The sequence below is a fragment of the Pseudomonas sp. BO3-4 genome (assembly GCF_034044115.1).
Classification (GTDB): domain Bacteria; phylum Pseudomonadota; class Gammaproteobacteria; order Pseudomonadales; family Pseudomonadaceae; genus Aquipseudomonas; species Aquipseudomonas alloputida.
Map to the genome: position 1 here is coordinate 5717949 of NZ_CP139018.1, position 23935 is coordinate 5741883.

Genomic DNA, 23935 nt, shown 5'->3' on the forward strand with positions numbered 1-23935 from the left:
TCTGGTGAATGCAAAAAAGTCAAAATACAGAAAAATCGAGCGCCGCATACTGCCCACGGGCAATGCCGGCGAAGGCCAGCAGTGCCGGCAGGCGCTCGGCGAAGCCCTGGAAGCTGTGGTCGCCACCGGCCTGGATACGCAGGGCACAAGCACGGTAATAGCGCTCGGCGTGGCGATAGTCCAGGGTTTCATCGGCGGTCTGCAGCCACACTTGATAGCGTTCGGCATCGGCCGGGGCCGCGACTTCCAGTTCGGCCAGGGCCTGAACGTGATCGTGGGTCAGTTCCCAGGTTTCACCGCTGTAATGGTTGCGCTGGGTGCCCAGGTAACCGTCGAAATGCTTGTGCGGGGTTACCGCCGGGTTGACCAGCAGGGCCTTGAGGCCATGGCGCTCGGCCAGATGGGTGGCATAGTAGCCGCCGAGCGAACTGCCCACCAGCAGTGGCGCACCCAGTTCGGCGATGGCCGCTTCGAGCTGGACCATGGCTTGCCGTGGGTGGTGGTGCAGGGCCGGCACTCGCAGCTGGTCGGCCAGGCCGAGCTGCTGCATGACAGCCTCCAGCTGACGCGCCTTGGTCGAAAGCGGCGAGCTGTTGAAGCCATGGATATAGAGGATGGAACCCGACATGCTGCCCCCGGAATCTGTGGCTTCGCGCCTGATAATGCGGGCGCAGGGACGCGCAGTGTAGCGCGTTCGCCGGGTTTTGGCGCCGCACAGGGGTTTTAGCAACACATTCTTCAACAGCTTTGAGAGTGCCGGGGGCGCTTTGCGCCCTATCGCGACACAAGGCCGCTCCCACAGGGGTACGCGATCTCCTGTGGGAGCGGCCTTGCGTCGCGATAGGGCTGCGCAGCAGCCCCAAAATCATCAATAGCCAGGGCTATCGAAGTCAAGCTGCACCTCGAAATCCAGCGCCCGCTCCACCCCGGTCTCCAGCCGCCCGTCGGCATGCAGGCGCAACCAGCGGTACCCCGGATGCTCTTCGCTCACCTGGAAGTCTTCGCTGCGCGCCGCGAACTGAATGCAGGTCGACGGCGTGGCCAACAGGCGCCGCCCCTCTCGGACCTCATCCCATTCCTGATGCACATGCCCCCATAGCAAAGCCCGTACCTGTGGATATCCTTCAACGATATCGAACAGCGCCTGGGCATTGCGCAAGCCGATCGGCGCGATCCAGGCGCAGCCGATGTCCACTGGCTGATGGTGGAAGCACACCAGGCAATGCCGCTCGCCGGCCTCTTTCAAGGCGGCTTCCAGTACGGCCAGCTGGTCATCTTGCAAAAACCCGTGGGTAGCACCCTGCACGGCGGTGTTGAGCATGACCACCCGCCACGCGCCGATATCGGTCACCGCCTGCACCAGTTCCGGCGCCACCTGCGCCATCACCTGAGCCTCGTCATGGTTGCCCGGCAGCCAGCGCGTGGGCACGGCAAACGGTGCGGTCAGCTCACGAAACGCTTCATAGGAAGCCACGCTGGCATCCTGGGACAGGTCGCCCGTGCACAGCAGCAAGTCGACAAGTGGCTGCTCGCGCCGCACCTGGGCCACCACGTGGCGCAGGCTGTCTCGGGTCTTGAGGCCCAGCATGCTGCCAGCCGGGTCGGCGAACAGGTGGGCATCGGTCAGTTGCACCACATGCACGGGGCGGGATTGGTCTGGCGGCGACAACGGCCATCTCCTCGAATGGATTCAGCGGGAATTATGGCTGTGCGACGGTGACGAGCAAACACCCGCAACCGACTCACGTCACAATTCAGCGAACACTTGCCAGCTCGTGGCCGCAGGCCAGGCAGTGGCTGAGCCATTCACCCAGGAACAGGTTGAGCTGGGCCTTTTCGTCCGGCTGGTGCATGGCATCGTTCGGATACGGGTAGATGCTGCGCAGGCGCCGGGTGTGTTCGGCGCTGACCACTTCGGCCATGCGCGCATCGTGATACACCTGCACTTCCAGGTGTGGCACTGGCAACCACGGCAGGCTGTGTTCCTGGCGCACATGCAGGGTGGTGGTGTACGGGCAGGCCAGCACCACGTCGAGCACCAGCACGCCAAGCATCTGGTCACCCTGGGTCATGCCGATGCGGCGCGAGCTCTGGGTGGTGCGCATGTCGGGCAACAAGCGCATCAGCCGGGCGTAGTTGGCCTCGCAGGCTGCCTGCAGCCCGACCAGGTCGACTCGATAGCGCTCGCGCAGCAGGTTCACTTCCACATACCTCTTACTTCGTCACGGTTCAGCGCCAGCCATTGCAGGCCAATGATGGTGGCCGCATTGCAGATGCGCCCGTCGCGCACCGCCTGCAGGGCATCCTCGAACGCCCACACGCGTACACGAATGTCTTCGCCCTCTTCCTCCAGGCCATGCAGCCCTCCCGCGCCCTCGCTGCTGCAACGGCCGAGGAACAGGTGAACGTATTCGTCACTGCCGCCAGGCGACGGGAAGTAGCGGGTCATCGGCCAAAGGGCGCTGAAGGTCAGGCCTGCTTCTTCTTCAGCCTCGCGATGGGCAACTTCCTCGGGCTGCTCGTCTTTGTCGATCAGCCCGGCAACCATCTCGATCAGCCAGGGGTTGGCGACCTTGTCCAGTGCGCCCACGCGGAACTGTTCGATCAGCACCACTTCATCGCGCGCAGGGTCGTACGGCAGCACGCATACCGCATCGTGGCGCACAAACAGTTCGCGACTGATCTCGCGCCCCATGCCTCCGGCAAATAGCTCGTGGCGCAGGCGTAACTTGTCGAGCTTGTAAAAGCCCTGGAAGCAATTGGCCCGCTCGATGATTTCGAAGCCCTTGGGCACAGCGTTCAACGCGTCTGACATGGAAATCCTCATTACCTCGAATACTGCTTCGCGCCATCCTACTCCGCACGCCTGTTGGTTTCACCCCTTTCCAGCAACCGCTGGCGCACTCGGGACAGCAGACCTTCACTCTGTTAGCTTAGTGGCGAACTGAAGGCCGCGCAGACGGTCAAAGGCCGACTTTTCCCTGTTCTGCAAGGATCATCATGACACTTGTCAAACTGACTTCCGTGGCCGTGCTGGCACTCGCTCTGGGCGCCTGCCAGAGCCTGTTCACGCCCAACTACCGGGCCCCGCTCGAGGTCAAGCGCGACGCCTGGGAGCATGTCAAACCCGGCTGCAGCGAGAGCGACTGCCCGCTGGTGAACATCGACATGATCCACTTCCCGGCCCTGCCCAAGCTCGACGGCATCGTCGAAAAACGCCTGCTGCAACTGACCGAAGACAATCAGCATGGCACCGCACCAGCCACCCTGCAGGCCTACGAACAGCAATATCTGGCCAGTGCCGACAAACGTAACAGCAGCTACTTGCAAGCCAAGGTACGCGAGCAGCATGACGGGCTGGTGATCATCGAGTTGTCCAGCTACCTGGACAGCGGTGGCGCCCACGGCATGCCCGGGCGCGGCTTCATCAACTATTCACGCAAACTGGACAAGGTGCTGACCCTGCAGGACATGCTGGTGCCCGGCCAGGAAGACACCTTCTGGAAAACCGTCGAAGAATCGCACCGTGCCTGGCTGATGAGCGTGGGAATGGACAAGGATGCCGAGTTCGTCAAGACCTGGCCGTTCAAGAAATCGCCGCACGTCGCCCTGACGTACGGCGCGGTAGTGGTCAAGTACGAGGTCTATGCCATCGCGCCCTATTCCATGGGCCACGTGGAACTGAAGATCCCCTACCCGCGCCTGAATGGCGTACTCAAGCCTGAACTGTTTCCCGGCCGCGGCTGAGGCTTAGCAGCCCATGCAGCACACCTGCCAGCAGCAATGCGGGCAGGGTAGCGCCCAGTTCCGGCGCTTTGGCGGCAATCAGGTGATAGGCCACCGCCCCGGCAAACCAGGCCACCAACGCCTGCCAGTGCAAGCCATTGACCTGCGCTGGCAGACGGCGTCGACGGACCACGTAGTGGTCCATCAGCACCACGCCGAACAGCGGTGCGAACACCGAGCCGATCAGCAACAGGAAGTTTTCGTACTGTGCCAGTGGCGCCAACAGGGCGATCAGGGTGCACAACACGCCGATGGCCAGCGCCAGGTGCTCGACCTTCAGCGGTAGCAGCACACCGGTGGAAACCGCCGCCGAGTGAATGTCGGCGAAGGCCTTTTCCGACTCGTCCAGCAGAATAAGCAGCAGCGGAATCCCCATGCCGGCGCCTGCCAGGGCCAGCAGCAGGGCATTGACTTCGCCACTGGCGGCGAACGCCAGCGTGTACGCCACGCCCAGGCTCATCAGCCAGGTGTTGCCGATGAAGTAGCCAACGACCGTGCCGCCGAACACATGCTTGCCATTGCGGGCAAAGCGCGAGTAGTCCGCGATCAGCGGCAGCCAGGACAGCGGCATGGCGATGACGATATCGAAGCCAACCGCCAGCGACATCGAACCATCCCCGGCACGGTTCCACAGTTCGGCCAGGTCGGCCTTGGCGAACAGGTTCCAGGTCAGCCACAGGCAAGCGCCCAGCAACAACCAGATGCCCCAGGCGCGCAGCACCTTGCGCACGAAGGCCAGTGGCCCGCTGACGGCCAGCAGGGTGGCCAGGGCACCGAAGCACAGCGTCCAGAGCATGGGGCTGTTCCAGGCACTGTCCTCACCGAACGCTCGCGCCCCCAGCAAGCTGGCAGCATCGCGCATGACGATAATCTCGAAAGCACCCCAACCCACCAGTTGCAGCAAGTTGAGCAGCGCCGGCAAGCGCGCGCCATGGCTGCCCAGGCTGAGTTTCAGGGTGCCCATGGCGGACAGGCCGGTGTCGCTGCCGATAACCCCCGCCGCACCCAGCAACAGCACACCGACACCGGTGCCCAGGGCGATGGCCAGCACGGCGCCAGCAAGGCCCAGGCCTGGCGCCAGCATGGCGCCGACCTGCAGCACCATCAGGCCGATGCCGAGGGAAAACCACAGTGAAAACAGGTCGCGAGCACCGAAGATGCGCTGCTGGATGGGGATTGGATGGTCGGGAGAGAACTGGCTGGGTGATGTCATGGTTGGCGCTCGCCGGCAATATTGTTGGTGTTCCTGGCGAGGACTTCGTCCTCGTATCGCGACGCAAGGCCGCTCCCACAAAAACCACGCAGGCTTCGAGGCTTGCGCGGTCCTTGTGGGAGCGGCCTTGCGTCGCGAAAGGGCCGCAAAGCGGCCCCAGCGTGCTTAGACTTTGTGGTACAGCTGGCTGCCTTCCTGGCGGAACCGCTCGGCCTGCTCACGCATGCCTTGCTCGACCGTCACATCCACGGCCTCGATCTTGGCAGCGTACTCACGCACTTCCTGGGTGATCTTCATCGAGCAGAACTTCGGCCCGCACATCGAGCAGAAGTGCGCGACCTTGGCCGATTCCTTCGGCAGGGTCTCGTCGTGGAAAGCGCGGGCGGTGTCCGGGTCGAGGCCCAGGTTGAACTGGTCTTCCCAACGGAACTCGAAACGCGCCTTGGACAAGGCGTTGTCGCGAATCTGTGCACCCGGGTGGCCCTTGGCAAGGTCGGCGGCATGCGCGGCGATCTTATAGGTGATGATGCCGGTCTTGACGTCGTCCTTGTTCGGCAGGCCCAGGTGCTCCTTCGGCGTGACGTAGCAGAGCATGGCGCAACCGAACCAGCCGATCATCGCCGCACCAATGCCCGAGGTGATGTGGTCGTAACCCGGCGCGATGTCGGTGGTCAGTGGGCCGAGGGTGTAGAACGGCGCCTCGTCGCAGCACTCCAGCTGCTTGTCCATGTTCTCTTTGATCAATTGCATCGGCACGTGGCCGGGGCCTTCGATCATGCATTGCACGTCGTGCTTCCAGGCAATCTTGGTCAGCTCGCCGAGGGTTTCCAGCTCACCGAATTGCGCGGCGTCGTTGGCGTCGGCAATCGAGCCAGGGCGCAGGCCGTCGCCCAGCGAGAAGCTGACGTCGTAGGCCTTCATGATTTCGCAGATTTCGTCGAAGTGGGTGTACAGGAAGTTTTCCTTGTGGTGCGCCAGGCACCACTTGGCCATGATCGAGCCACCGCGGCTGACGATGCCGGTGACGCGCTTGGCGGTCAGGGGCACATAGCGCAGCAACACACCGGCGTGAATGGTGAAGTAGTCCACGCCCTGTTCGGCCTGCTCGATCAGGGTGTCGCGGAACAGTTCCCAGGTCAGGTCCTCTGCCACGCCGTTGACCTTTTCCAGGGCCTGGTAGATCGGCACGGTACCGATCGGCACCGGCGAGTTGCGAATGATCCACTCGCGGGTTTCGTGGATGTGCTTGCCGGTGGACAGGTCCATGACCGTGTCCGATCCCCAGCGGATGCCCCAGGTCAGCTTGGCCACCTCTTCCTCGATCGAGGAACCCAGGGCGCTGTTGCCGATGTTGCCGTTGATCTTCACCAGGAAGTTGCGACCGATGATCATCGGCTCTACTTCCGGGTGGTTGATGTTGGCCGGAATGATCGCGCGGCCACGGGCGATTTCCTGGCGAACGAATTCAGGGGTGATTTCTTTCGGGATGTTGGCACCGAAGCTGTGGCCGGCATGTTGCTCATTCAGCAGGCCGGCGGCGCGGGCCTCCTGCAGCTTCATGTTTTCGCGGATGGCCACGTATTCCATTTCGGCGGTGATGATGCCCTGACGGGCATAGTGCATCTGCGAGACGTTGGCGCCGGCCTTGGCACGACGCGGGTTGCGCACATGGGCGAAACGCAGCTTGGCCAGCTCTGCATCGTTCAGGCGCTGCTGACCGAAGTCGGAGCTCAGGCCTTCCAAGCGCTCGGTGTCACCGCGGGCTTCGATCCACGCCGAACGCACATCGGCCAGGCCTTTGCGCACGTCGATGATCACGTCGGGGTCGGTGTACGGGCCAGACGTGTCATACACCAGCACCGGGGCGTTGGATTCGCCGCCGAAATCGGTCGGGGTGTCATCCAGGCTGATTTCACGCATGGGGACGCGGATGTCCGGGCGCGAGCCTTCGACATACACCTTGCGCGAACGCGGGAAGGGTTGCACGGACTGCTGATCGACTTGTGCCGATTCGCTGAGGTTGATCGCTTTTTCTTGTTTGGTCATCACAGGCTCTCCTGACGGCTTCCTAGCAGTGGAATGTCGGGGTGAACCTGAAACGCGCGGACGCACCCTCTTTGGGTGCAGTGCCGGACATGGGGGGTGCCTGAAGCTGTATGCAGCTGTGACAATCCCGGACCTGGCACAAGAGGCTCCCCGGGAAGGCGAGCAATCTTGTTCCCTACGCAGGCGCTAACCTGATCAGGTTCAACGGGATCCGCACCTCTGCGATCTCAGCCTTTGCTTCAAGGCACCCCGACAAGAACATGCGCAGTCTAGACTGGAGTGGTCAGCAAAGCCAAGCAGGTAAATGCGCGGATGATGAAAGGCACACCGAGCGATTGTTGCCGGGTGCGCATGGCACTACACTGGCCCATCGCTCGATACTCAACAGTTCAGTAATTAAATTTCGTACAAGGATTGCCTCTATGCTGCGCAAACTCTCACTGGCGATAGCCGTGTCTTGTGCGTCCAACGGAGTGGTCTGGGCAGCGGATGCGCCCTCTACAGTCAAGACCGATCTGGTCAGCGTCTACCAGGAAGCAGTGGACAACAACGCCGACCTGGCTGCAGCACGCGCCGATTACGGGGCGCGCCGCGAAGTGGTGCCGCAGGCCCGCGCCGGGTTGCTGCCAAACCTGTCGGCCGGTGCCGAGATGATGAACACCCGCACCAAGCTGGACGAGCCGTCCATGACGTCCAATCGCAGCGGCAACGCCTGGAGCGCGACCCTGGCTCAGCCCATCTTCCGCGCTGATCGCTGGTTCCAGTTGCAAGCCGCCGAAGCAGTCAACGAACAGGCAGCACTGGAGCTGTCGGCGACCGAGCAAAACCTGATCCTGCAAACCGCGCAAAACTACTTCGCCGTCCTCCGCGCCCAGGACAACCTGGCCGCCACCAAGGCAGAAGAAGCGGCCTTCAAGCGCCAGCTGGATCAGTCCAACGAGCGTTTCGACGTGGGCCTTTCGGACAAGACCGACGTGCTGCAATCGCAAGCCAGTTATGACACTGCACGGGCCAACCGGATCATCGCCGAACGCCAGGTGCAGGACGCCTTCGAGGCCCTGGTAACCCTGACCAACCGTGAGTACACCGCTATCCAGGGCGTGGTGCATAGCCTGCCGGTACAAGTGCCAACGCCCAACGATGCCAAAGCCTGGGTCGAAACCGCCGGGCGCCAGAACCTCAACCTGCTGGCCACCAACTACGCGGTTTCTGCCGCAGAAGAGACCCTGCGTCAGCGCAAGGCCGGGCATGCACCGACCCTGGACGCCGTGGCCAAGTACCAGAAGGGTGATAACGACAGCCTTGGCTTCACCAACCCATCGCAACTGGGGGTGCGCTACAGCGGCGATGTCGAGCAGACCAGCGTTGGCCTGCAACTGAACATACCGATCTACAGCGGCGGCCTGACCAGCTCGCAGGTACGCGAGGCTTACCAGCGCCTGAGCCAGAGCGAGCAACAGCGTGAAAGCCTGCGCCGCCAGGTCGTGGAAAACACCCGCAACCTGCACCGCGCAGTGAACACCGATGTGGAACAGGTACAGGCGCGCAAGCAGTCGATCATTTCCAACCAGAGCGCGCTGGAAGCCACTGAAATCGGCTACCAGGTCGGTACCCGCAACATCGTCGACGTGCTTGATGCCCAGCGCCAGCTGTACACCTCGGTGCGCGACTACAACAATAGCCGTTACGACTACATCCTCGACAACCTGAGCCTGAAGCAGGCAGCCGGCACCCTGAGCCCGCAAGACCTGCAGGACCTGAAGCGCTACCTGAAACCTGACTACAACCCGGACAAGGACTTCCTGCCGCCGGACCTGCCGGCAGCAGCGGCCAAGAACTTCGAGCGCAGGCCTTGAGGTAGGGGCTGGACCATTCGCGGGCAAGCCCACTCCCACACGTACCGTGCCAGGCCTGAAGGCATGATGCACCTGTGAGAGCTGGCTTGCTGGCGATAGGCCGCCAATATCACTCCAGACATGTACGACAACGCCTAGGCGGCTACGGCAATCGTCGAGTCGATGCGTTGCGCCGACATATCACCGATAAGCACAGGCCCCGCAGGTTCAGGGGCGAACGCAGCCATTGCATCAACAAGATTCCCCAGGCTCGGTAGCGAGTGCTCGACAGCAAACAGCGATGACCCTGCTGAAAGGGCGGAAATCTCTGGCACGGCAACCGCTTCAGATGTGACCATTGCCGGCTGCGCAAAGATAAAGTCCTCCGCTGTCACCTGCGCAACTTCGAGCGCATCCAGGTACAGCATCTTCACAATACCTTCCTGCCCCGGCACTGCCTGGGTATCAACGGCTACACCGTGAATCTGCGCAAAGTCATTGAGTTTGAAGCGCTGGACTTTGCTGACGTGCAGATCCTCGAAGCGACTGATGCCTACTTGGGTCAGGTCAATCTTGTCGATACCGTGTCGGAACCCCCGAAGGGTGTTCTTGTAATCGCTCACACCTTCTTGTTTTGTCACCAGAAACACGCTGGGCGCAACCGTCGGCGGGGAATATACCGTGCCTGCCAACGAAGCCACCAACTGCCCGGATGCGTCACTGGCAAGCGACACGCCACCTGCACCACCGGTAAGCAGAACATTCGCGCTGACAGGCGGGGTCGTCTGCCCTTCAGGGCTGCCCTCGAAATAACCTGGCGCAGCGGTGAAAGCGTCAAGGAAACGGAAGTTCGCTGACCGCAGTTCGGCAATCGTAGTGTCCGCAAGCGTCAGCTTCTGCCCACTGCCAAGGTCGAGCACAGTCGAATTGCCGTCCTGTTGCATCTGCAAGTCAGCAAACCCTGAACCACCAAAGCCGACCAGGTCGATCACCTCACGCGAAGTCTCGAACTGCTTGAGTACATCGTTACCGCCTGCACGCCTGTGGATGACAAAGCGGTCGGTACCCTCACCCCCCTTGAGGAGATTGTACCCACGGCCACCATCCAGTAATGCCCCGGCGGGCCCGGCGATCAAGGTATCGTCGCCATCACCACTGATAAGGTTTTGCACCGAACCAGGGGCTATGGTGAGCGCCGCACCGGCAATACTGGCGCTGCCGCTGGCCAGATCCACCGAGATACTGCGACTTACTGCAGCCGCATTCAACGTATTGCGCCCGCCAGCGGTGCCGCTGATGGCATCGTCAAGCTTCGCGCGCCCTGGGTTTTCTGCCACCAGGTTCGCGTAGTCGTCGGTAAAGTAATAGACATCATCGGTGGTGCCGGGGCTGCCGACGAGGCGCAGCGTCCAGCGATCAAGCGTTAGCGGTAAGCCAGCAACAGCATTACGCACCTCAAGCTTCCACTCCCCAGCCGAGCGCTCTGCGCGATGATGGGTCGACATGAACCCATATTTGAACGCCCCTGAACGCGAATCGCCCAGATCGTCATCACCAGAGCCCGGCGCCTTGCCTGTGCGATCGAGCAGTACGCTGCGCGTGCCGCCAGGCGACACCAGCGTGAGCGTCATGTCGCCAAGGCGGCCGACCATCGAGTGGACATCGACCTCCACATGCTCCACCAGCAAATCAGCCGGCAGGGTCAAAGACAAAGTCGCAACCTGCCCCGCCGCAACCTGTTGAGCCACTGGTGCACTGCTGGCTGTCAGCAGCCGTTCGTTGGCCTTGGTCGCCCGGCTCCCCCAGGACTCGGCAAGGCGCACCGCGGCGCGGGCGTCGATCATGCCAAAGCCGTAGTCGTGGCTGGCGTGCATGCCACCGCCATTCCAATTGCGCCCTGCGTTGTAAGCCCATTGGGTTGATGCGTCATCCACTTTGCGCGCAGACAGTGCGAGGATCTGCTGAACATCCCGGTAACCCAACCCCGGGTTGGCCTGCAACATCAACGCCACCACGCCTGAGACGATCGGCGCGGCGAAGCTGGTGCCCTGAGTCGTGCTGTAGGCGCTGCCGACCGACGCACCGCGCTCCGCTTCAAGGCTGACGCCACTGGATAAAACATAGCTCCCCGGTGCAGCGACCAGCAAGCTGGAACCTGGATTGGAAAAGGGTGCCGTTGCAGCTTGCAGTACCGAGAGGTCTGCCTTTGCATTGATGGCCGCCACTTCAATGGCATGGCGGTTGTTGTTGGTCAGCGAGCCCTGTGCATTACCGCCTTTATGGCGCTGGTTGCCACCAGAGGCGACGACGATGGTGCCTAGCCCGCCACGGCCGTTGGTGGCGGCAAGCGTAGTGCTGAATGCCAGCGCCAGAGCAGTATCGACTTTTCCTTCTGGAACATTTGTAAGTCCGAAGTCCGTTTTGAAACCCCAACTGTTGTTGGCTATGTCGTAGTTGACCATTTGCCCCAGATTGGTCAGGTCATCGCCTTTGTTGGCCAGGTAGTGCCCGCCGATCTTCGCCTCATATGCGATGCCGATCCCTCCTTGATCATTGCGCGCGCCAACCATGACCCCAGCCACTTGAGTGGCATGATTGGACGCCAGAGCGGGCAGCGTGCCATTGGTGCGTTGGGTTTGCAGCCAGATGGGATCGATATTCGGCTTGAGATCGGGGTGCCCGATGTCGAAGATTTCCGGCGCCACGGCAAACTCCCCACCCGGCTCGAACTGCCCTATCCTCACCCCCTTGCCCGTGAAGTCACGCCATACCGGCGCGACATTGATCTCGTCCAGATACCACTGCCGCCCCGACAGCGGGTCAGCGGGGGATTGTTCATGGCGCAACGTTACCGTTGCCCGCAAGGGTGCTGATGCAGCACTGCCCACCTCGGTCACACTCATGGAGGCGTTGCCGGCAGCATCGACCAAGTCGTAGCGGAAACTGACATCACCGTCATGGCCTGGCAACGGCGTGACCTCCACATCACCCTGCTCATTCAGCCGCACTGTTGCACCCTTGCCAGCGCTGACTGAGGCGATGCGCAATGGCCCGCTGCTGCCAAGTGGCTGGTCATTGCCCAGCAGCGCCGTTGCAGGGACTATCAGCGCCGTGTCAGTGGTGGCGAATGTAGCCAGTTGCTCAGGCGAGAGCCTGTCGCCGATTGGCATGGCTCCCCGGCCGAGAAGATCGATGGCAGCAATGTCGGCGAAGCTGAGTTTCTGGATGTTGCTCAGGCTCAGGCGGCCATCTCGTCCCGCCACGGTGTCGGTGATCAGGTGGCCCGATTCGGTACGTGTGATCAGGTACTCGTCGTGAGCACCATGTAAACTGACCAGGTTGGTGCCCGCGCCTCCGTCGATCGTGGCATCGCCGCGTCCGGCCTCGATCACGTCATCGGCAGCACCGCCCGTAATCCGATCAGCGCCACCACCGGCGTAAATGATACTTCCGCCCGCCGAGGCCCGGATGCGATCCCCCTTGGGGCCCGCATAGATCAACGACTTGCCGGTACCACCGATGATGTCGTTACGGCCTGTACCACCCACAAGCACATCGTTGCCGCCCCCGCCAATCAGCAAGCTGTCGCCCGAGCCGCCCTTGATGAATACTCCGCGTTGACCGCCGCTGGCGATGATGTCCTTACCCCGCCCGCCTTGCGCAATGGTCAGCCCGGCCTTGGCCATGTTCAGCCCAACGCCATGCTCCCCCACGATCAGTGCAGTGTCGCGCCCACCATTGCCCTGCATGTTCGCCCAATCGTCGCTGGCACTGATCACGAATACATCGTCGCCCGCCCCGCCGTGATAGGTGTTGCTGCCACCGCCACCAACCAGCCAACTGCCCTCTGGAGCCGCGGTCAAGACATCATCGCCCGCGCTGCCGTACAGCGTCTGTACGCCGAGCGCTGCGGCGTCCAGCGTGCTTCCTTGAGCACTCTGGCTGATGTAGGCCCTTCGGGAAGTGGGCCCGCTTGACGAAGTCAGTAGAGTGCCACCCTCCTGGGCCTCGATCCGATTACCGACGGTATCGGCGAGAAACCTCACCGCCAGTACTTCCCGGTCCTCACCATTAACAGTGAAAGCGCCTCGGGAAATGACCTCGTTACCCTGACGCACCTCTCCTACCGGCTCGACCTGGCCGAGCTTGATCTGGCTAATGCCATGCTCCTGCAATGCCCTCAGCTCACCGGCATCGGCACGCCCGTCGTGGTTGCCATCGACCCACACTTTCAATTGCGCCCACACGGCGTCTTCAACGTTGATGACGCCATCGGCGTTGGCGTCAACACTTGCCAGGGCGGCGAAGCCATCCTTGAACGGTGTTTCACCAGAGCTGCCGTCGCTGCCTGCCTTGCCGCCGTAGTATTCGGAGAACAGCTGGCTGACGTTGCTCACCTGGCCGGTACCGTTGTCATGCACCAGCATGCCGGTCAGCCGGTCTGCCCAGCCGGTGCGGCGCAGTGAACCACTGTTATCGATATCGAACAGTACGCCTTCCTCGATACCCGTCAGGCCAACGCCCTTGCCGCTGAGGTCGAGCAAGAGCGGGTCGACAAACGTGTTCACCGTGGTCATTGCTGCCAACCCGTTGAGTACCACGGCATTGCGCAGGCTGAAATCCGGTTGTTCATTGCCATCACGATAGAACTGAGCCAGGTGCTGATTGGGTCGCACGTTGGGGTCGATCTGGAGCTCGCCGGGGCGAACACCACCGCTGGCCAAACTGCCCAACTGAGCGGAGGTGAAGTCGGTGTTGTCGAGGGTGCTGTCGGTGAATGCGATACTGTGGGTCAGGCGACGATCGACGTAGCCGTTGGAGACGTCATTGCGGATATCGTCCTGGCCTTGGAGGTCGCGGCGGGATTCGGTTGTGGGGGTGATTTCGATGTTCAAGGATGGATCTATAGCCCCTGGGTTCTCAGAATCTACGAGTTCGGAGATCACACTGGCCAAGCCATTTCCCGCAACTTCTCCTATTGAATAAAGAAACGATGCAATGGCGGTCGGCGAATCAATACGAGATTTCCAGTACTTGGCCATGCCACGCATATCATCCGGAGCCACTACAGTGCTATTAGCCATTCTACTATCAGTCTGAATGGACAACCAAAACTCACTACCCGGGCTTCCCGCCGCATCCAGTACCTTTTTCCAATATGACTCGCGATACTCCGGATCGGTTAACTCAAACACAGAATTCAAAGTCCAGGCATCTTTCGACCTACCCAAGTTTTTAAATACGTCACTATGGAAATCCCAAACCTCCATATGATTTGGATCACCATCTAACGTACCATCCATCACCCTGCGCTCTTGAAGCTCCAAATAAGCTCTCCCCATTTCCAATCTTACTTCTTCAACATCTGCCTCGCTCATGGGGCGCCCGGCATCTGCCTCAGTTCTTTTCATGAAATTTATAGCAGCCAACCCTGCTATGGAGTTCCCTTTAGCAACGCCATTGGCAAGTACGGCATATCGATCCCCCTTCATAGCCATGTAGTCATACATATCACCAACACCTTTGGACTCAAAAATGCTACGTGCAGCCGCTATATCCTCTTTGGTCAACCCCGACATTTGCCACCTCATCTTCTGCTATTAATTAAAAAATCGACCACTGAGCGCCTCACTTCCAACCACCGCATTAACTTATCAGGGCGCATTATCACCTTGACGAGTACGTCTCCAAACACTACAAATGTCATTCTGCACGAATAGTAATTCGGAACTTTCGGACGCCAGCTGCAATACCCTACAGCAGCCAAGTCATCGAGCTCACCCTGCCAATAGATAAGCTTCTTGTGATTTTCAAAAACCGTGTCACGCGCCTCTACACGATAGAGGCTGCTTGACTCATCGTACTCAGCAAGCGTTATTGTTTCTGCTGGGCTTTTCCGCAAAAGAAACTCGAGTTGACGCCGTAAATCCCCCTCTCTTGCAGTTATCGGGGCCACTGCGACCAACAGCCCCTCATGCTCCAAGCCCTGCCGGAACACTAAACTGTCATCCGCCGGGTCGAGCTCTGGCCAGGTCATTGACAAAAATACAGATACTAGGTTTGCGTCACAGCCTTTTTTGTTATAAATAAAGCCAGGATCAAAAGAGCTTTTTCCCTCATATTCTGGCCAAAATGGAAAGTACAACCTCGAGAACCTATACACTTCCCCTGAAATTCTGCCGCACACGAAAGGATCAAACGTTACCTTCTCCCCTGGCTTCCAAGGTTCGCTCTTCCAGGCCACAACTATCATCATCAGCACGGGAATCAACAAGAGTACAGCGGAGCAAAGCCTCAAAAAACTCCAAGCCCATAGGAAAAACAAACATGGTATTTTTCTCATAATGACTTAGCGCTCCTTCAAGCTTTCTCGGACATACAACCAAAAGGGGCAGAATCTAACTTTGATCATTTTCCTTCTCCTTGCCTTACACCTCGCCTTGCAACTATTCAACTCCACTAACCACACACCTCAACTCACCTCGCAAAAAATCAACACTCACGAGAGCCATCCCTCTTATCACGCTAAGCCTGACGCGCCTCCTCCACATCGGACATTTCCATCCTGATCATTTATCGACCCGATACCTAGCAGCATTCATGAAAAACTCACCCACTGCCAAAGCAATGTTATGGCACTCCCCAAGCCTCTCCCATAAAAACTCCACATTAACAATTGCATCCCCTCCGGGTATCAAAAACTTCAAATAGCAACGCGAGTAATTGACCTTGGGTTCCACCCAGTTGCAATAACCGATGTATTGCATACGTCCCTTGGCCTCCAGCCAGAAAAAGCCCTTGCGCCGATTAGGGAATTCACTATCAACACCCTCGAGAAAATTTAGGCCGAGATCTTCGTTCAGCTTGCTAGCCTTAACTAGAGCCGCGGGTGTTTCACGAAGATAATGCTGGAGCTGTTTTCTCAACCCTGCTTCCCCATGCAGCCAAGGCCCAATTGCGACCGATATCCCATCAAAGCGAAAAGACGTCGCCTCACCGTAAGAGACGGGCTGCATCTCCGGCCAACTCATTGCCATATAGAGTGACGCCAAGTTTGCACCACAGCCTTTTTTGATATTTATAAATACCGGCTCCCAAGAACTCTTGCCCTCATCCTCAGGCCAATAGATCACATACCTCCTAGGGAGCTCATAAACAACACCCGAGACCTTTCCACACACCATTGGATTAGGGGTCGTCAGCTTCTTCGGCGCCCAAGTCGGGGCAATAACAATGGAGACCAACAACCACACCACACTTAGCAACAACAACAATTTGCTAGAACCCCACAGCACCAAACCAAATCTTCTACACAGCGCAATTAGCTTTCCGAACAGCACCTTCACAAAGAGAAAGATATACCTGAAACTAATCATCACCCCTCCCTAGAGCCAGACTGCCCATATCAGGCACTAAGCAAACTGCGCTTCAGACAACGCATAAACTTTTCCAAAATTTCTTTCGCACAACACGGAAATGCTGCTCCCAGCCCCAAACGCATCTGAACCACTGTGCCGCTGCAGGGGGTTCAAGAAAAAACTGATCACTCTGCGCCCATCCACAATCACTTCTGCACGCACAGCCATACATATTGTCAGCGGTGCGTCTTTATCCCCTACGCGTAAAATATCCTTGGCCAGTTCTATTTGAGCGCTATACATCAGCGCCGCGCCGCTCATCTTCAATATCGTCATCAGAAATACTCTCCCCCTTGGACATCCCCGCACTTGGCAAACGTTAACACCTCAACTTTAATTTCCACTTACTGCCCCTAATCAGAAGAGGTTAACTTCATCATTAAAAAATCACCCTTACACCCCATTAGATGCCAAGAATTTCTTGACACGCGACACCATCTCACCCCACTCGCTTAATTTGTCCCATCCAAAATCAATCTTTACAATAGTTTTACTGCCCTCCAGCAAATATCTAAAATGACACCGATGGTATTTAGACCTATACTTACTCCAACTACACCTTCCAATTTGCTCCATATACCCATTTCTTTCAGACCAGAAAATCATCCGTGGTGAATTGGGGAAAACGCTATCAACACCTTCCACTCGATTCAAACCTAATTGTCTATCAAACACCTTGGCCTCTCGCTGCTTATAAGTTGCCTCGGAAATGAAAAAATCAAAGGTTTCGCGCAGTCCCCTCTCACCAGCGGGCCATGGTTCAAGCGTCACTACGATTCCACTAAACGTCTCTGAGAAATAGTTTCCCGGCGTTAACTCAGGCCAGTTCATGGCCAGACTTAAAGAATATAAATTTGATTCACACCCTCTATCAACGCCGCCAGAACCTCTCTTATAATTTCCTTCATCCTCATATTCCGGCCAGAAAGGAACATATTCGCTTGAAAACTCATACATAACACCGGACACCACACCACATACTTTTGGCGCAGGGGGTGCGACCGGCTTCGATTTCTCGCTTAAAGCAACAGTCGCCACTGCTAAAGCAACACAGCTTGCGGGAAGACACAACGCGACCGCTGCGCTAACCCTCAGTGCATTCCATATAATTTCGTACAGCATTCTCCAGCCGCTTTTTTCTCGTAGCCGATTCGCGTCCATCTGTTATCACCCTCACCAGTAATCACTTAGCGCTCCGTTAAACTTTCCTGCACATGTCGCCGCAAAGGCCTTAGAAAATAACTTATAACCTTGCGCTTATCCGTAATAACCTCCGCACGCACTGACATACCCGCCGTCAACGGAACATCCTGTTTTCCTACACGCATTATTTCCTTACCCAGGCGGACTCGAGCGCTATAAACCAACCCTCGCTTCTCATCTTCAATGGCATCGTCAGAAATACTCTCCACCACCCCCGGGACAACCCCGTACTGGGTAAACGTGAACGTCTCAACTTTCACTTCCACTGGCTGCCCCGGATATACAAAGCCGATATCTTTGTTCTCGACTTTCACTTCCACTTCCACCGGCTCGCCCGTCGGCACAATGACCATCAGTGTCTGCGCGGGTGTAACCACCCCGCCCTGTGTATGGATCGCCAACTGCTGGACGGTGCCGTCAACGGGGGATGTCAGTACCTTGAGGCGATGCCGCTGCTCGGCCTTGTTCAACTCCTGCTCAAGGGTTGCAATGCGCCGTTGCGCCTCACCGTGAAGGTCGAGCATGGCTCTGCGAAGTTGGGCAATGGCACCGCTACGGCGGTGCTGAGCAGCAAGCCGTGCAGCGTTCAGTTCGTCTATGCGCGAGCGCTGGAGTGCCAGTTCACGCTCCTGCTCCAGGCGGGCCTGCTCCTTTTCCAGGTAGGTGTGCTTGGCCACCGCCGATTCACTGAACAACAGCTTGTAATCCGCCGTCAGTTGGCGGGTGATCACCAACAGTTGCCGGAGCGCGTCAGCCCGGCCCTGGGCGGAACGGATTTCGGCAGCGCGTTGACCGATTTCGGCATCGGCCTGTTCCAGCGTGGCCTGCAACTCCAGGTATTGCCCCTCCAGCCAGCGCTGCGCGCCTGCCTGCTGCGCGGCCGTGGCCTGCGGTATCAAGGGTGCCAGGGAGGCAGGTGCCACATCGCCGTCCAGCGCACTCAGCAGTGTGCTGGCGCGGGCCTGGTCGATCTGTGCAGCCAGCAGTTCGCTGCCCAAACGCTTGATGTCAGCCTCGGTCAACTGCCCTTCCAGCTCGACCAGCACATCGCCTTTGCGCACCGGCTGGCCATCGACGACGTGGATCGACTGCACCACCGCGACCTCGCTGGCCTGTATCAACTTGCTCCTGCCACTGGGCACGATCTTGCCTTCGGCACTGGCGATGACATCGATCTCACCGATGCAAGCCCAGGCAAGCGCCAGCCCAATGAACATCAATAGGCTCCACTGCAGGTAGCGCGGCAAGGGATGCACTGGCGTTTCTTGCAAGGACAGTGCCGCAGGTAAAAAGGCCAGTTCGTCGGGTTCACGTACGGGGCCATCCATGCACCGGCGCTTGCGCCATGCCGTCCTCCACGCATCCCGGTAGCGCTCGGCAAGGTCCTTAAACGCCACACTCATACGGCGGCCCCGAGCTGCAGTTGATGCAGGTAGGCATAGGTGCCCTGTGGATAACCCAGCAGCTCATCATGAGTCCCTTGCTCGATGATCTGCCCACGCTCCATGACCACGATGCGGTCGGCATGGCGTACTGCCGAAAGCCGATGGGCAATGATGATGACCGTGCGCTGCGCGCAAATCCGCGCCATGTTCTGCTGGATGATTCGTTCGGACTCATAGTCCAGCGCACTGGTGGCTTCGTCGAAAATGAGGATGCGTGGGTTGCCGAACAGCGCTCGGGCGATGGCTATGCGCTGTCGCTGCCCACCCGACAGGCTGGCGCCGTGCTCACCAATCAGGGTTTCGTAGCCATCCGGTAATTCGAGGATGAACTCGTGAGCACCCGCCAGTGTCGCTGCGGCGATCACTTCTTCAAGCGGTGCTGCTGGGTTGCCGAGGGCAATGTTCTCGCGCACGGTGCGCCGAAAAAGCACGTTGTCCTGCAACACCACGCCGATCTGCCGACGCAGTGACGCCACATCGGCTACCGCCAGGTCAGCACCGTCGAGCAATACCCGCCCCCGCTCAGGTGAGTACAGCCGCTGAATCAAGCGTGTCAGCGTGCTCTTGCCTGACCCCGAGCGACCTACAACGCCTATCACTTCTCCGGCGGCGATCTTCAGGCTGACATCGCGCACCACTTCGCCCCCGTCGGGCCGATAGCGAAAACACACACGATCGAGCTCGATCTGCCCGACAAGTGTGGGCAGCACCGTGCCCTTGCCTTGGTTGACCTCGGTACGGGTGTTGAGAATGTCGCCCAGGCGTTGAATCGATACCCCTGTCTGCTGGAAGCTGGTCCAGAGTTGGGCCAGGCGGATGATGGGCTGCGACACGCGCCCTGCGAGCATGTTGAAGGCGATCAGCTCGCCCACCGTGAGTGCGCCTTCGATGACCAGCCGGGCCCCCAGCCACAAGGTGGCTACCGTGACCAGCTTGCCGATCAGGCCGACGCTTTCATTGGCGAGACTTGAAAGATTCTGGGTCTTGAAACTGGCAGATACATAAGCGGCCAACTGATCATTCCAGCGCCGGGTCACCTGAGGTTCCACGGCCATCGACTTCAGTGTGTCGATGCCGTTGACCGCCTCGACCAAAAAAGCCTGGTTCTCGGCGCCGCGCTGGAAGCTTTGATCAATCAACGCCCGCAGTAGCGGAGTAACGACCAGGGATACGAGAAAATAGAAAGGCAGCGAGCCAACGACGACCAGCGTCAACCATCCGCTATAGATGAACATGACAGCGATGAAGACCACCGAGAACAGCACATCCAGCACTAGCGTGATGCTGTTGTTGGTCAGGAAACTTCTGATGTTCTCCAGTTCTCGCACTCGGGCAACCGAGTCACCGACTCGCCTGGCGTGAAAGTAGGCAGTTGGAAGATCGATCAAATGCCTGAACAGTTTTGCACCCAGTTCGACATCGATTCTTGACGCTGTATGACCTGCCACATAGGTACGCAACCCACTCAGCAATGTTTCAAACAGAACGACGACCAACAACCCCAAGGCGATAACATCCAGCGTGGTCAAACCGCGATGCACCAGGACTTTGTCCATTACCACCTGAAAGAACAAAGGCGTCAGCAAAGCCAGTATTTGAATGACCAGGGAAACCACGAGCACTTCGCCAAATAGCCGCCTGTACTTCACTAGGGCAGGAATGAACCAGGTAAAGTCGAAGCGCGACAGCCCGAGGGGCAACTGGGCATCGGAGCGAACCAGAATGAGTTCTCCCGACCAGCGCACCACCAGTTCCGCGAGGGTCAGCGCTTGCGGCGCGCGGGAATGCGGGTCCTGCACCAGAACCTTCTCGCCCTCCACGCGCGCGATGATGAAGTATTCACCACGGGTATCCACTGCAATAGCGGGCAAGGGCGTCTGCTGCAGCCGGGCCGGATCGACGCTGCGGTGTTTGGCCTTGAGGCCAAGTTGCTGAAATGCCCGAAGTAGTGTGCCGGTAGAGAACCGCTCACCCGCTGCTGCATGATCGTGCTGCAACTGCTCGGCAGAGACGGCAACACCATGGTAACGCGCCAGCGTGATAAGACACACCAGCCCACTTTCAATAGTGTTGGCATTGCCATCAGATAAATCAGCCATCACGCCACCTCTTATGAAAACCGGACATGAGGCGATACTAGCCCGAAGCAATAGGACAAACGTCCTACAAGCTTCCGACGCAAGCGTGTGACACTTCTGACTTTTAAAGTCTATTCGTAGGAAGTTTCCTAACGGCGAGAAATCCAGTGTAGGAAGTTATAACTTACGCCGTAGGAATAAATAACCAGAATCAGACATATCCACTCTAGACCGGGTCTTTGAGTGGATATGTCGGTTATCAGCGGATCAAGGCCCCCAGACCCTCGAGCAATCGCTGCAGCGCCCCCTGATTGGCCCGCATCACCGCCCTGCCCGCCTCGCCCATGCGCTGGGCGTCCTGCGGCAGTTCCACCAGACGGCGCACCGCACCGGCCAGCCCGTCAGCATCATCCACCTGCTGCAAGGCACCCGCCTCGCGCAGCATCGCGCTGATTTCGAGGAAGTTGAACACATGCGGCCCCATGAGCACCGGCAAGGCCAGCGCCGCAGGCTCCAACGGATTGTGCCCACCGGTCGGCACCAGGCTGCCACCGACGAAGGCAATGTCGGCCAGGGCATACAGGAACAGCAGTTCGCCCATGGTGTCGCCCAGCAATACCCGCGTTTGCGCATCGACCAGCGTGCCGGCAGAGCGGCGCACGGTGGTGAACTGCTCGCTGCACAGCGCATGCACTGCATTGAAGCGCTCGGGGTGGCGCGGCACCAGGATCAGCAAGGCATCGCCATGCACCTGCAACAACTGCCGATGCGCCTGCAGGATCAAGGCATCTTCCCCTTCATGGGTGCTGGCGGCGATCCACACAGGGCGCTGGCCGCCCCCCCACTGTTCACGCAATGCCCTGGCGCGCGGCAGCAGCTGTTCGTCGATCGTCAGGTCGAACTTGATCGAACCGGTGACTTGCACGCGCTCAGGGCGTGCACCCAGGTCACGGAAGCGCTGGGCCTCGGTTTCGGTCTGCACGGCAATCAGGCTCATCTCGGCCAGCATCGGCCGGGTCAGCCTGGCAAAGCGCCCATAGCCACGGGCCGAGCGCTCGGACAAGCGCGCATTGGCCAGCGCCACCGGAATGCCGCGCCTGGCACACTGGTGAATGTGGTTGGGCCAAAGCTCGGTTTCCATGATGATGCCCAGCTTAGGCTGCACATGATCGAGAAAACGCCCCGCCGCCCAAGGCAGGTCGTAGGGCAGGTAGCAATGCTGCACGCGTGGTTCGTTGGCGAACAGGGCGCGAATGCGTTCAGAGCCGGTAGGGGTCATGCAGGTCAGTGTGATCGGCAGCTCCGGGTAAGCCTTGAGCAAGGCACGCACCATGGGTGCGGCAGCAATGCTCTCGCCCACCGATACCGCATGTACCCAGATACCACCCTGGCGCATGGCCGGCAGCTTGAAAGCAAAGCGCTCGCCGATGCGCTGGCCATAGGCCGGCGCCTTGCGCGCGCGCAGGTACAGGCGCAGCGCAACCAGCGGCAGGCCCAGGTGAAACAGCAAGGTATAGAGAGTTCTGTTCATGGCGGCTAAGTCTACCCGATCGCGCGAAGGTGCACTGCAAAGCGCTCGGCCAGCCACTGCGCGGCCGGGCCCAGAGGTTCATCGCGGCGCCAGGCCAGCTCTGCCACCAGGGCCGGCGGCCGCCAGTCGCTGTCCAGTTCGACCATGTGCGCCTGGTAGGTCGGATACTGCACCACATGCCGGGGTAACCAGGCCCAGCCCAGGCCGCGCATCAGCAGTTCGGCCATGGCGTAGAAGCTGTCGGCACGCCATACCTGCGGGCTGATCGCCTCGCCGCCAGGGTAACCGCTTTGTTGTGGCGTGATCAGCAACTGCCGGTGGCGGGCCAATTGTTGGCGAGTGACCCGGCCTTCGCCCGCCAGCGGGTGGCCGACCGCGCACACCGTGACCATCTCCACGCTGCCCAAGGCACGGCGTTCCAAGGAAGCCGGGATGCTTTCGTGGAGGAAGAACAGGCCCAGATCGGCGCGCCGCTCCACCAGCTTGCGCGCCACATCGCCCTGGGCTCCGCTGGCCAGTTGCACCTCCAGGAACGGGTAGCGGCTCGCCAGTTCGTCGAGGCTGTCGATCACCGGCTGATACGGCATGGCTTCGTCCTGCGCGACCCGCAGCAAGGCCTCCTGCCCGCGCATCAGGGCCAGGGCGCGGCCATCCAGGCGTTCGCACTGGCGTAACAATTCGCGGGCGTCTTCCAGCAAGGCGCTGCCGTTTTCAGTCAATTTCGGTTGCCGGCCGCTGCTGCGCTCGAACAAGGTGACCCCTAGGTCGGTTTCGAGCAGCGCGATGGCACTGCTGATCGCAGACTGGGCTTTGTGCTGCTCACGTGCCACCGCGGAGAACGAGCGCAGTTCTGCAACGCGCAAAAAGGTACGCAATTGTTCAAGGTTCCACTGCTCGGCCATCAACCTATCTCCCACATTGATAGGTAATGACTTTACCCCATCCAGGCAAGGTCTAGAATGCCCGCTCAGTAACGGAGGATCCCGCCATGAATGCCTACACCTACCTCGCCATTGCCATCTGCGCCGAAGTCATCGCCACCGCCTCGATGAAGGCGGTGAAAGGCCTAAGCACGCCGTTGCCACTGCTGCTGATGGTGGTTGGCTATGGCATTGCGTTCTGGATGCTGACGCTGGTGGTCCGCAGCATTCCGGTGGGGATTGCCTACGCCATCTGGTCGGGGCTGGGGATTGTGCTGATCAGTGTGGCGGCGCTGGTGATCTATGGGCAGAAGCTGGATATGCCGGCGATGCTTGGCATGGCCATGATCGTGGGTGGCGTGGTGGTGATTCAGCTGTTCTCGAAGACCGCTGGGCATTGAGAGCCCGTGTGCGGGGCTCGCCGACGATAGGGCCATCTCAGGTATAGCCTGTATACTTG

The 23935-nt window shown here is 59.5% G+C and carries 18 protein-coding genes and 1 riboswitch; of the genes, 3 read left to right on the forward strand and 15 right to left on the reverse strand.

All coding sequences use genetic code 11. From position 1 onward, the window contains the following. Positions 1 to 19 precede the first annotated feature (19 nt). From REH59_RS26220 to REH59_RS26235, 4 genes are all read right to left on the reverse strand, one after another. The gene (locus REH59_RS26220) at positions 20 to 628 is read right to left on the reverse strand and encodes a YqiA/YcfP family alpha/beta fold hydrolase (RefSeq protein WP_014859644.1); all 609 of its coding nucleotides are present in this window, start codon (positions 626 to 628) and stop codon (positions 20 to 22) included. A 240-nt stretch (positions 629 to 868) separates the two neighbouring features. Further along, the gene (gene cpdA / locus REH59_RS26225) at positions 869 to 1669 is read right to left on the reverse strand and encodes a 3',5'-cyclic-AMP phosphodiesterase (protein WP_014859643.1); all 801 of its coding nucleotides are present in this window, start codon (positions 1667 to 1669) and stop codon (positions 869 to 871) included. 85 nt (positions 1670 to 1754) lie between these two features. After that, a complete protein-coding gene (locus tag REH59_RS26230; protein ID WP_003249480.1) occupies positions 1755 to 2207 on the reverse strand; it encodes a DUF1249 domain-containing protein in 453 nt (150 codons plus the stop codon). Next, positions 2198 to 2815, reverse strand: a complete 618-nt coding sequence (locus REH59_RS26235; RefSeq protein ID WP_003249478.1) for an NUDIX domain-containing protein — start codon at positions 2813 to 2815, stop codon at positions 2198 to 2200. The genes REH59_RS26230 and REH59_RS26235 overlap by 10 nt, the downstream gene beginning before the upstream one ends. Before the next feature lie 185 nt (positions 2816 to 3000). Between REH59_RS26235 and REH59_RS26240 the strand changes: the two genes are divergently transcribed. After that, positions 3001 to 3747, forward strand: a complete 747-nt coding sequence (locus REH59_RS26240) for an RsiV family protein (protein ID WP_003249476.1) — start codon at positions 3001 to 3003, stop codon at positions 3745 to 3747. On the opposite strand, the gene cytX is transcribed toward REH59_RS26240, so the two are convergent. Beyond that, positions 3716 to 4999: a putative hydroxymethylpyrimidine transporter CytX gene (gene cytX / locus REH59_RS26245; RefSeq protein WP_003249474.1), complete on the reverse strand. Its 1284-nt coding sequence runs from the start codon at positions 4997 to 4999 to the stop codon at positions 3716 to 3718. The genes REH59_RS26240 and cytX overlap by 32 nt on opposite strands. A 165-nt stretch (positions 5000 to 5164) precedes the next feature. Continuing rightward, positions 5165 to 7045 carry a phosphomethylpyrimidine synthase ThiC gene (thiC, locus tag REH59_RS26250; RefSeq protein WP_003249473.1) on the reverse strand — a complete coding sequence of 627 codons (1881 nt, stop codon included), beginning with the start codon at positions 7043 to 7045 and terminating at the stop codon, positions 5165 to 5167. Between the two features lie 155 nt (positions 7046 to 7200). Beyond that, positions 7201 to 7307, reverse strand: a riboswitch (TPP riboswitch). Positions 7308 to 7467: 160 nt separating this feature from the next. Here thiC and REH59_RS26255 point away from each other — a divergent pair. Continuing rightward, entirely contained in the window at positions 7468 to 8901 is a 1434-nt protein-coding gene (locus REH59_RS26255; RefSeq protein ID WP_014859642.1) for a TolC family outer membrane protein, read from the forward strand. 134 nt (positions 8902 to 9035) lie between these two features. Here the strand turns inward: REH59_RS26255 and REH59_RS26260 are convergent, their stop codons facing one another. From REH59_RS26260 to REH59_RS26300, 9 genes are all read right to left on the reverse strand, one after another. Next, complete coding sequence (locus REH59_RS26260) at positions 9036 to 14390, reverse strand: S8 family serine peptidase (protein ID WP_265536561.1); 5355 nt, start codon at positions 14388 to 14390, stop codon at positions 9036 to 9038. Between the two features lie 77 nt (positions 14391 to 14467). Continuing rightward, positions 14468 to 15223, reverse strand: coding sequence for a hypothetical protein (locus REH59_RS26265; RefSeq protein WP_047604656.1), 756 nt, complete (start codon positions 15221 to 15223; stop codon positions 14468 to 14470). 226 nt (positions 15224 to 15449) lie between these two features. Further along, positions 15450 to 16256 carry a hypothetical protein gene (locus REH59_RS26270; protein ID WP_047604655.1) on the reverse strand — a complete coding sequence of 269 codons (807 nt, stop codon included), beginning with the start codon at positions 16254 to 16256 and terminating at the stop codon, positions 15450 to 15452. A gap of 36 nt (positions 16257 to 16292) precedes the next feature. Then, complete coding sequence (locus REH59_RS26275; protein WP_047604654.1) at positions 16293 to 16574, reverse strand: hypothetical protein; 282 nt, start codon at positions 16572 to 16574, stop codon at positions 16293 to 16295. 117 nt (positions 16575 to 16691) lie between these two features. Further along, positions 16692 to 17420: a hypothetical protein gene (locus REH59_RS26280; protein WP_320450370.1), complete on the reverse strand. Its 729-nt coding sequence runs from the start codon at positions 17418 to 17420 to the stop codon at positions 16692 to 16694. A gap of 65 nt (positions 17421 to 17485) precedes the next feature. Beyond that, complete coding sequence (locus REH59_RS26285) at positions 17486 to 18904, reverse strand: HlyD family type I secretion periplasmic adaptor subunit (RefSeq protein ID WP_014859639.1); 1419 nt, start codon at positions 18902 to 18904, stop codon at positions 17486 to 17488. Next, the gene (locus REH59_RS26290; protein WP_014859638.1) at positions 18901 to 21045 is read right to left on the reverse strand and encodes a type I secretion system permease/ATPase; all 2145 of its coding nucleotides are present in this window, start codon (positions 21043 to 21045) and stop codon (positions 18901 to 18903) included. The genes REH59_RS26285 and REH59_RS26290 overlap by 4 nt, the downstream gene beginning before the upstream one ends. 238 nt (positions 21046 to 21283) lie before the next feature. Beyond that, positions 21284 to 22555, reverse strand: coding sequence for a lipid IV(A) 3-deoxy-D-manno-octulosonic acid transferase (gene waaA / locus REH59_RS26295; protein ID WP_003249462.1), 1272 nt, complete (start codon positions 22553 to 22555; stop codon positions 21284 to 21286). An 11-nt stretch (positions 22556 to 22566) separates the two neighbouring features. After that, the gene (locus REH59_RS26300; protein WP_003249460.1) at positions 22567 to 23457 is read right to left on the reverse strand and encodes a LysR family transcriptional regulator; all 891 of its coding nucleotides are present in this window, start codon (positions 23455 to 23457) and stop codon (positions 22567 to 22569) included. An 86-nt stretch (positions 23458 to 23543) separates the two neighbouring features. Between REH59_RS26300 and REH59_RS26305 the strand changes: the two genes are divergently transcribed. Beyond that, positions 23544 to 23876, forward strand: coding sequence for a DMT family transporter (locus tag REH59_RS26305; protein WP_004577390.1), 333 nt, complete (start codon positions 23544 to 23546; stop codon positions 23874 to 23876). The last annotated feature ends 59 nt before the right edge of the window (positions 23877 to 23935 follow it).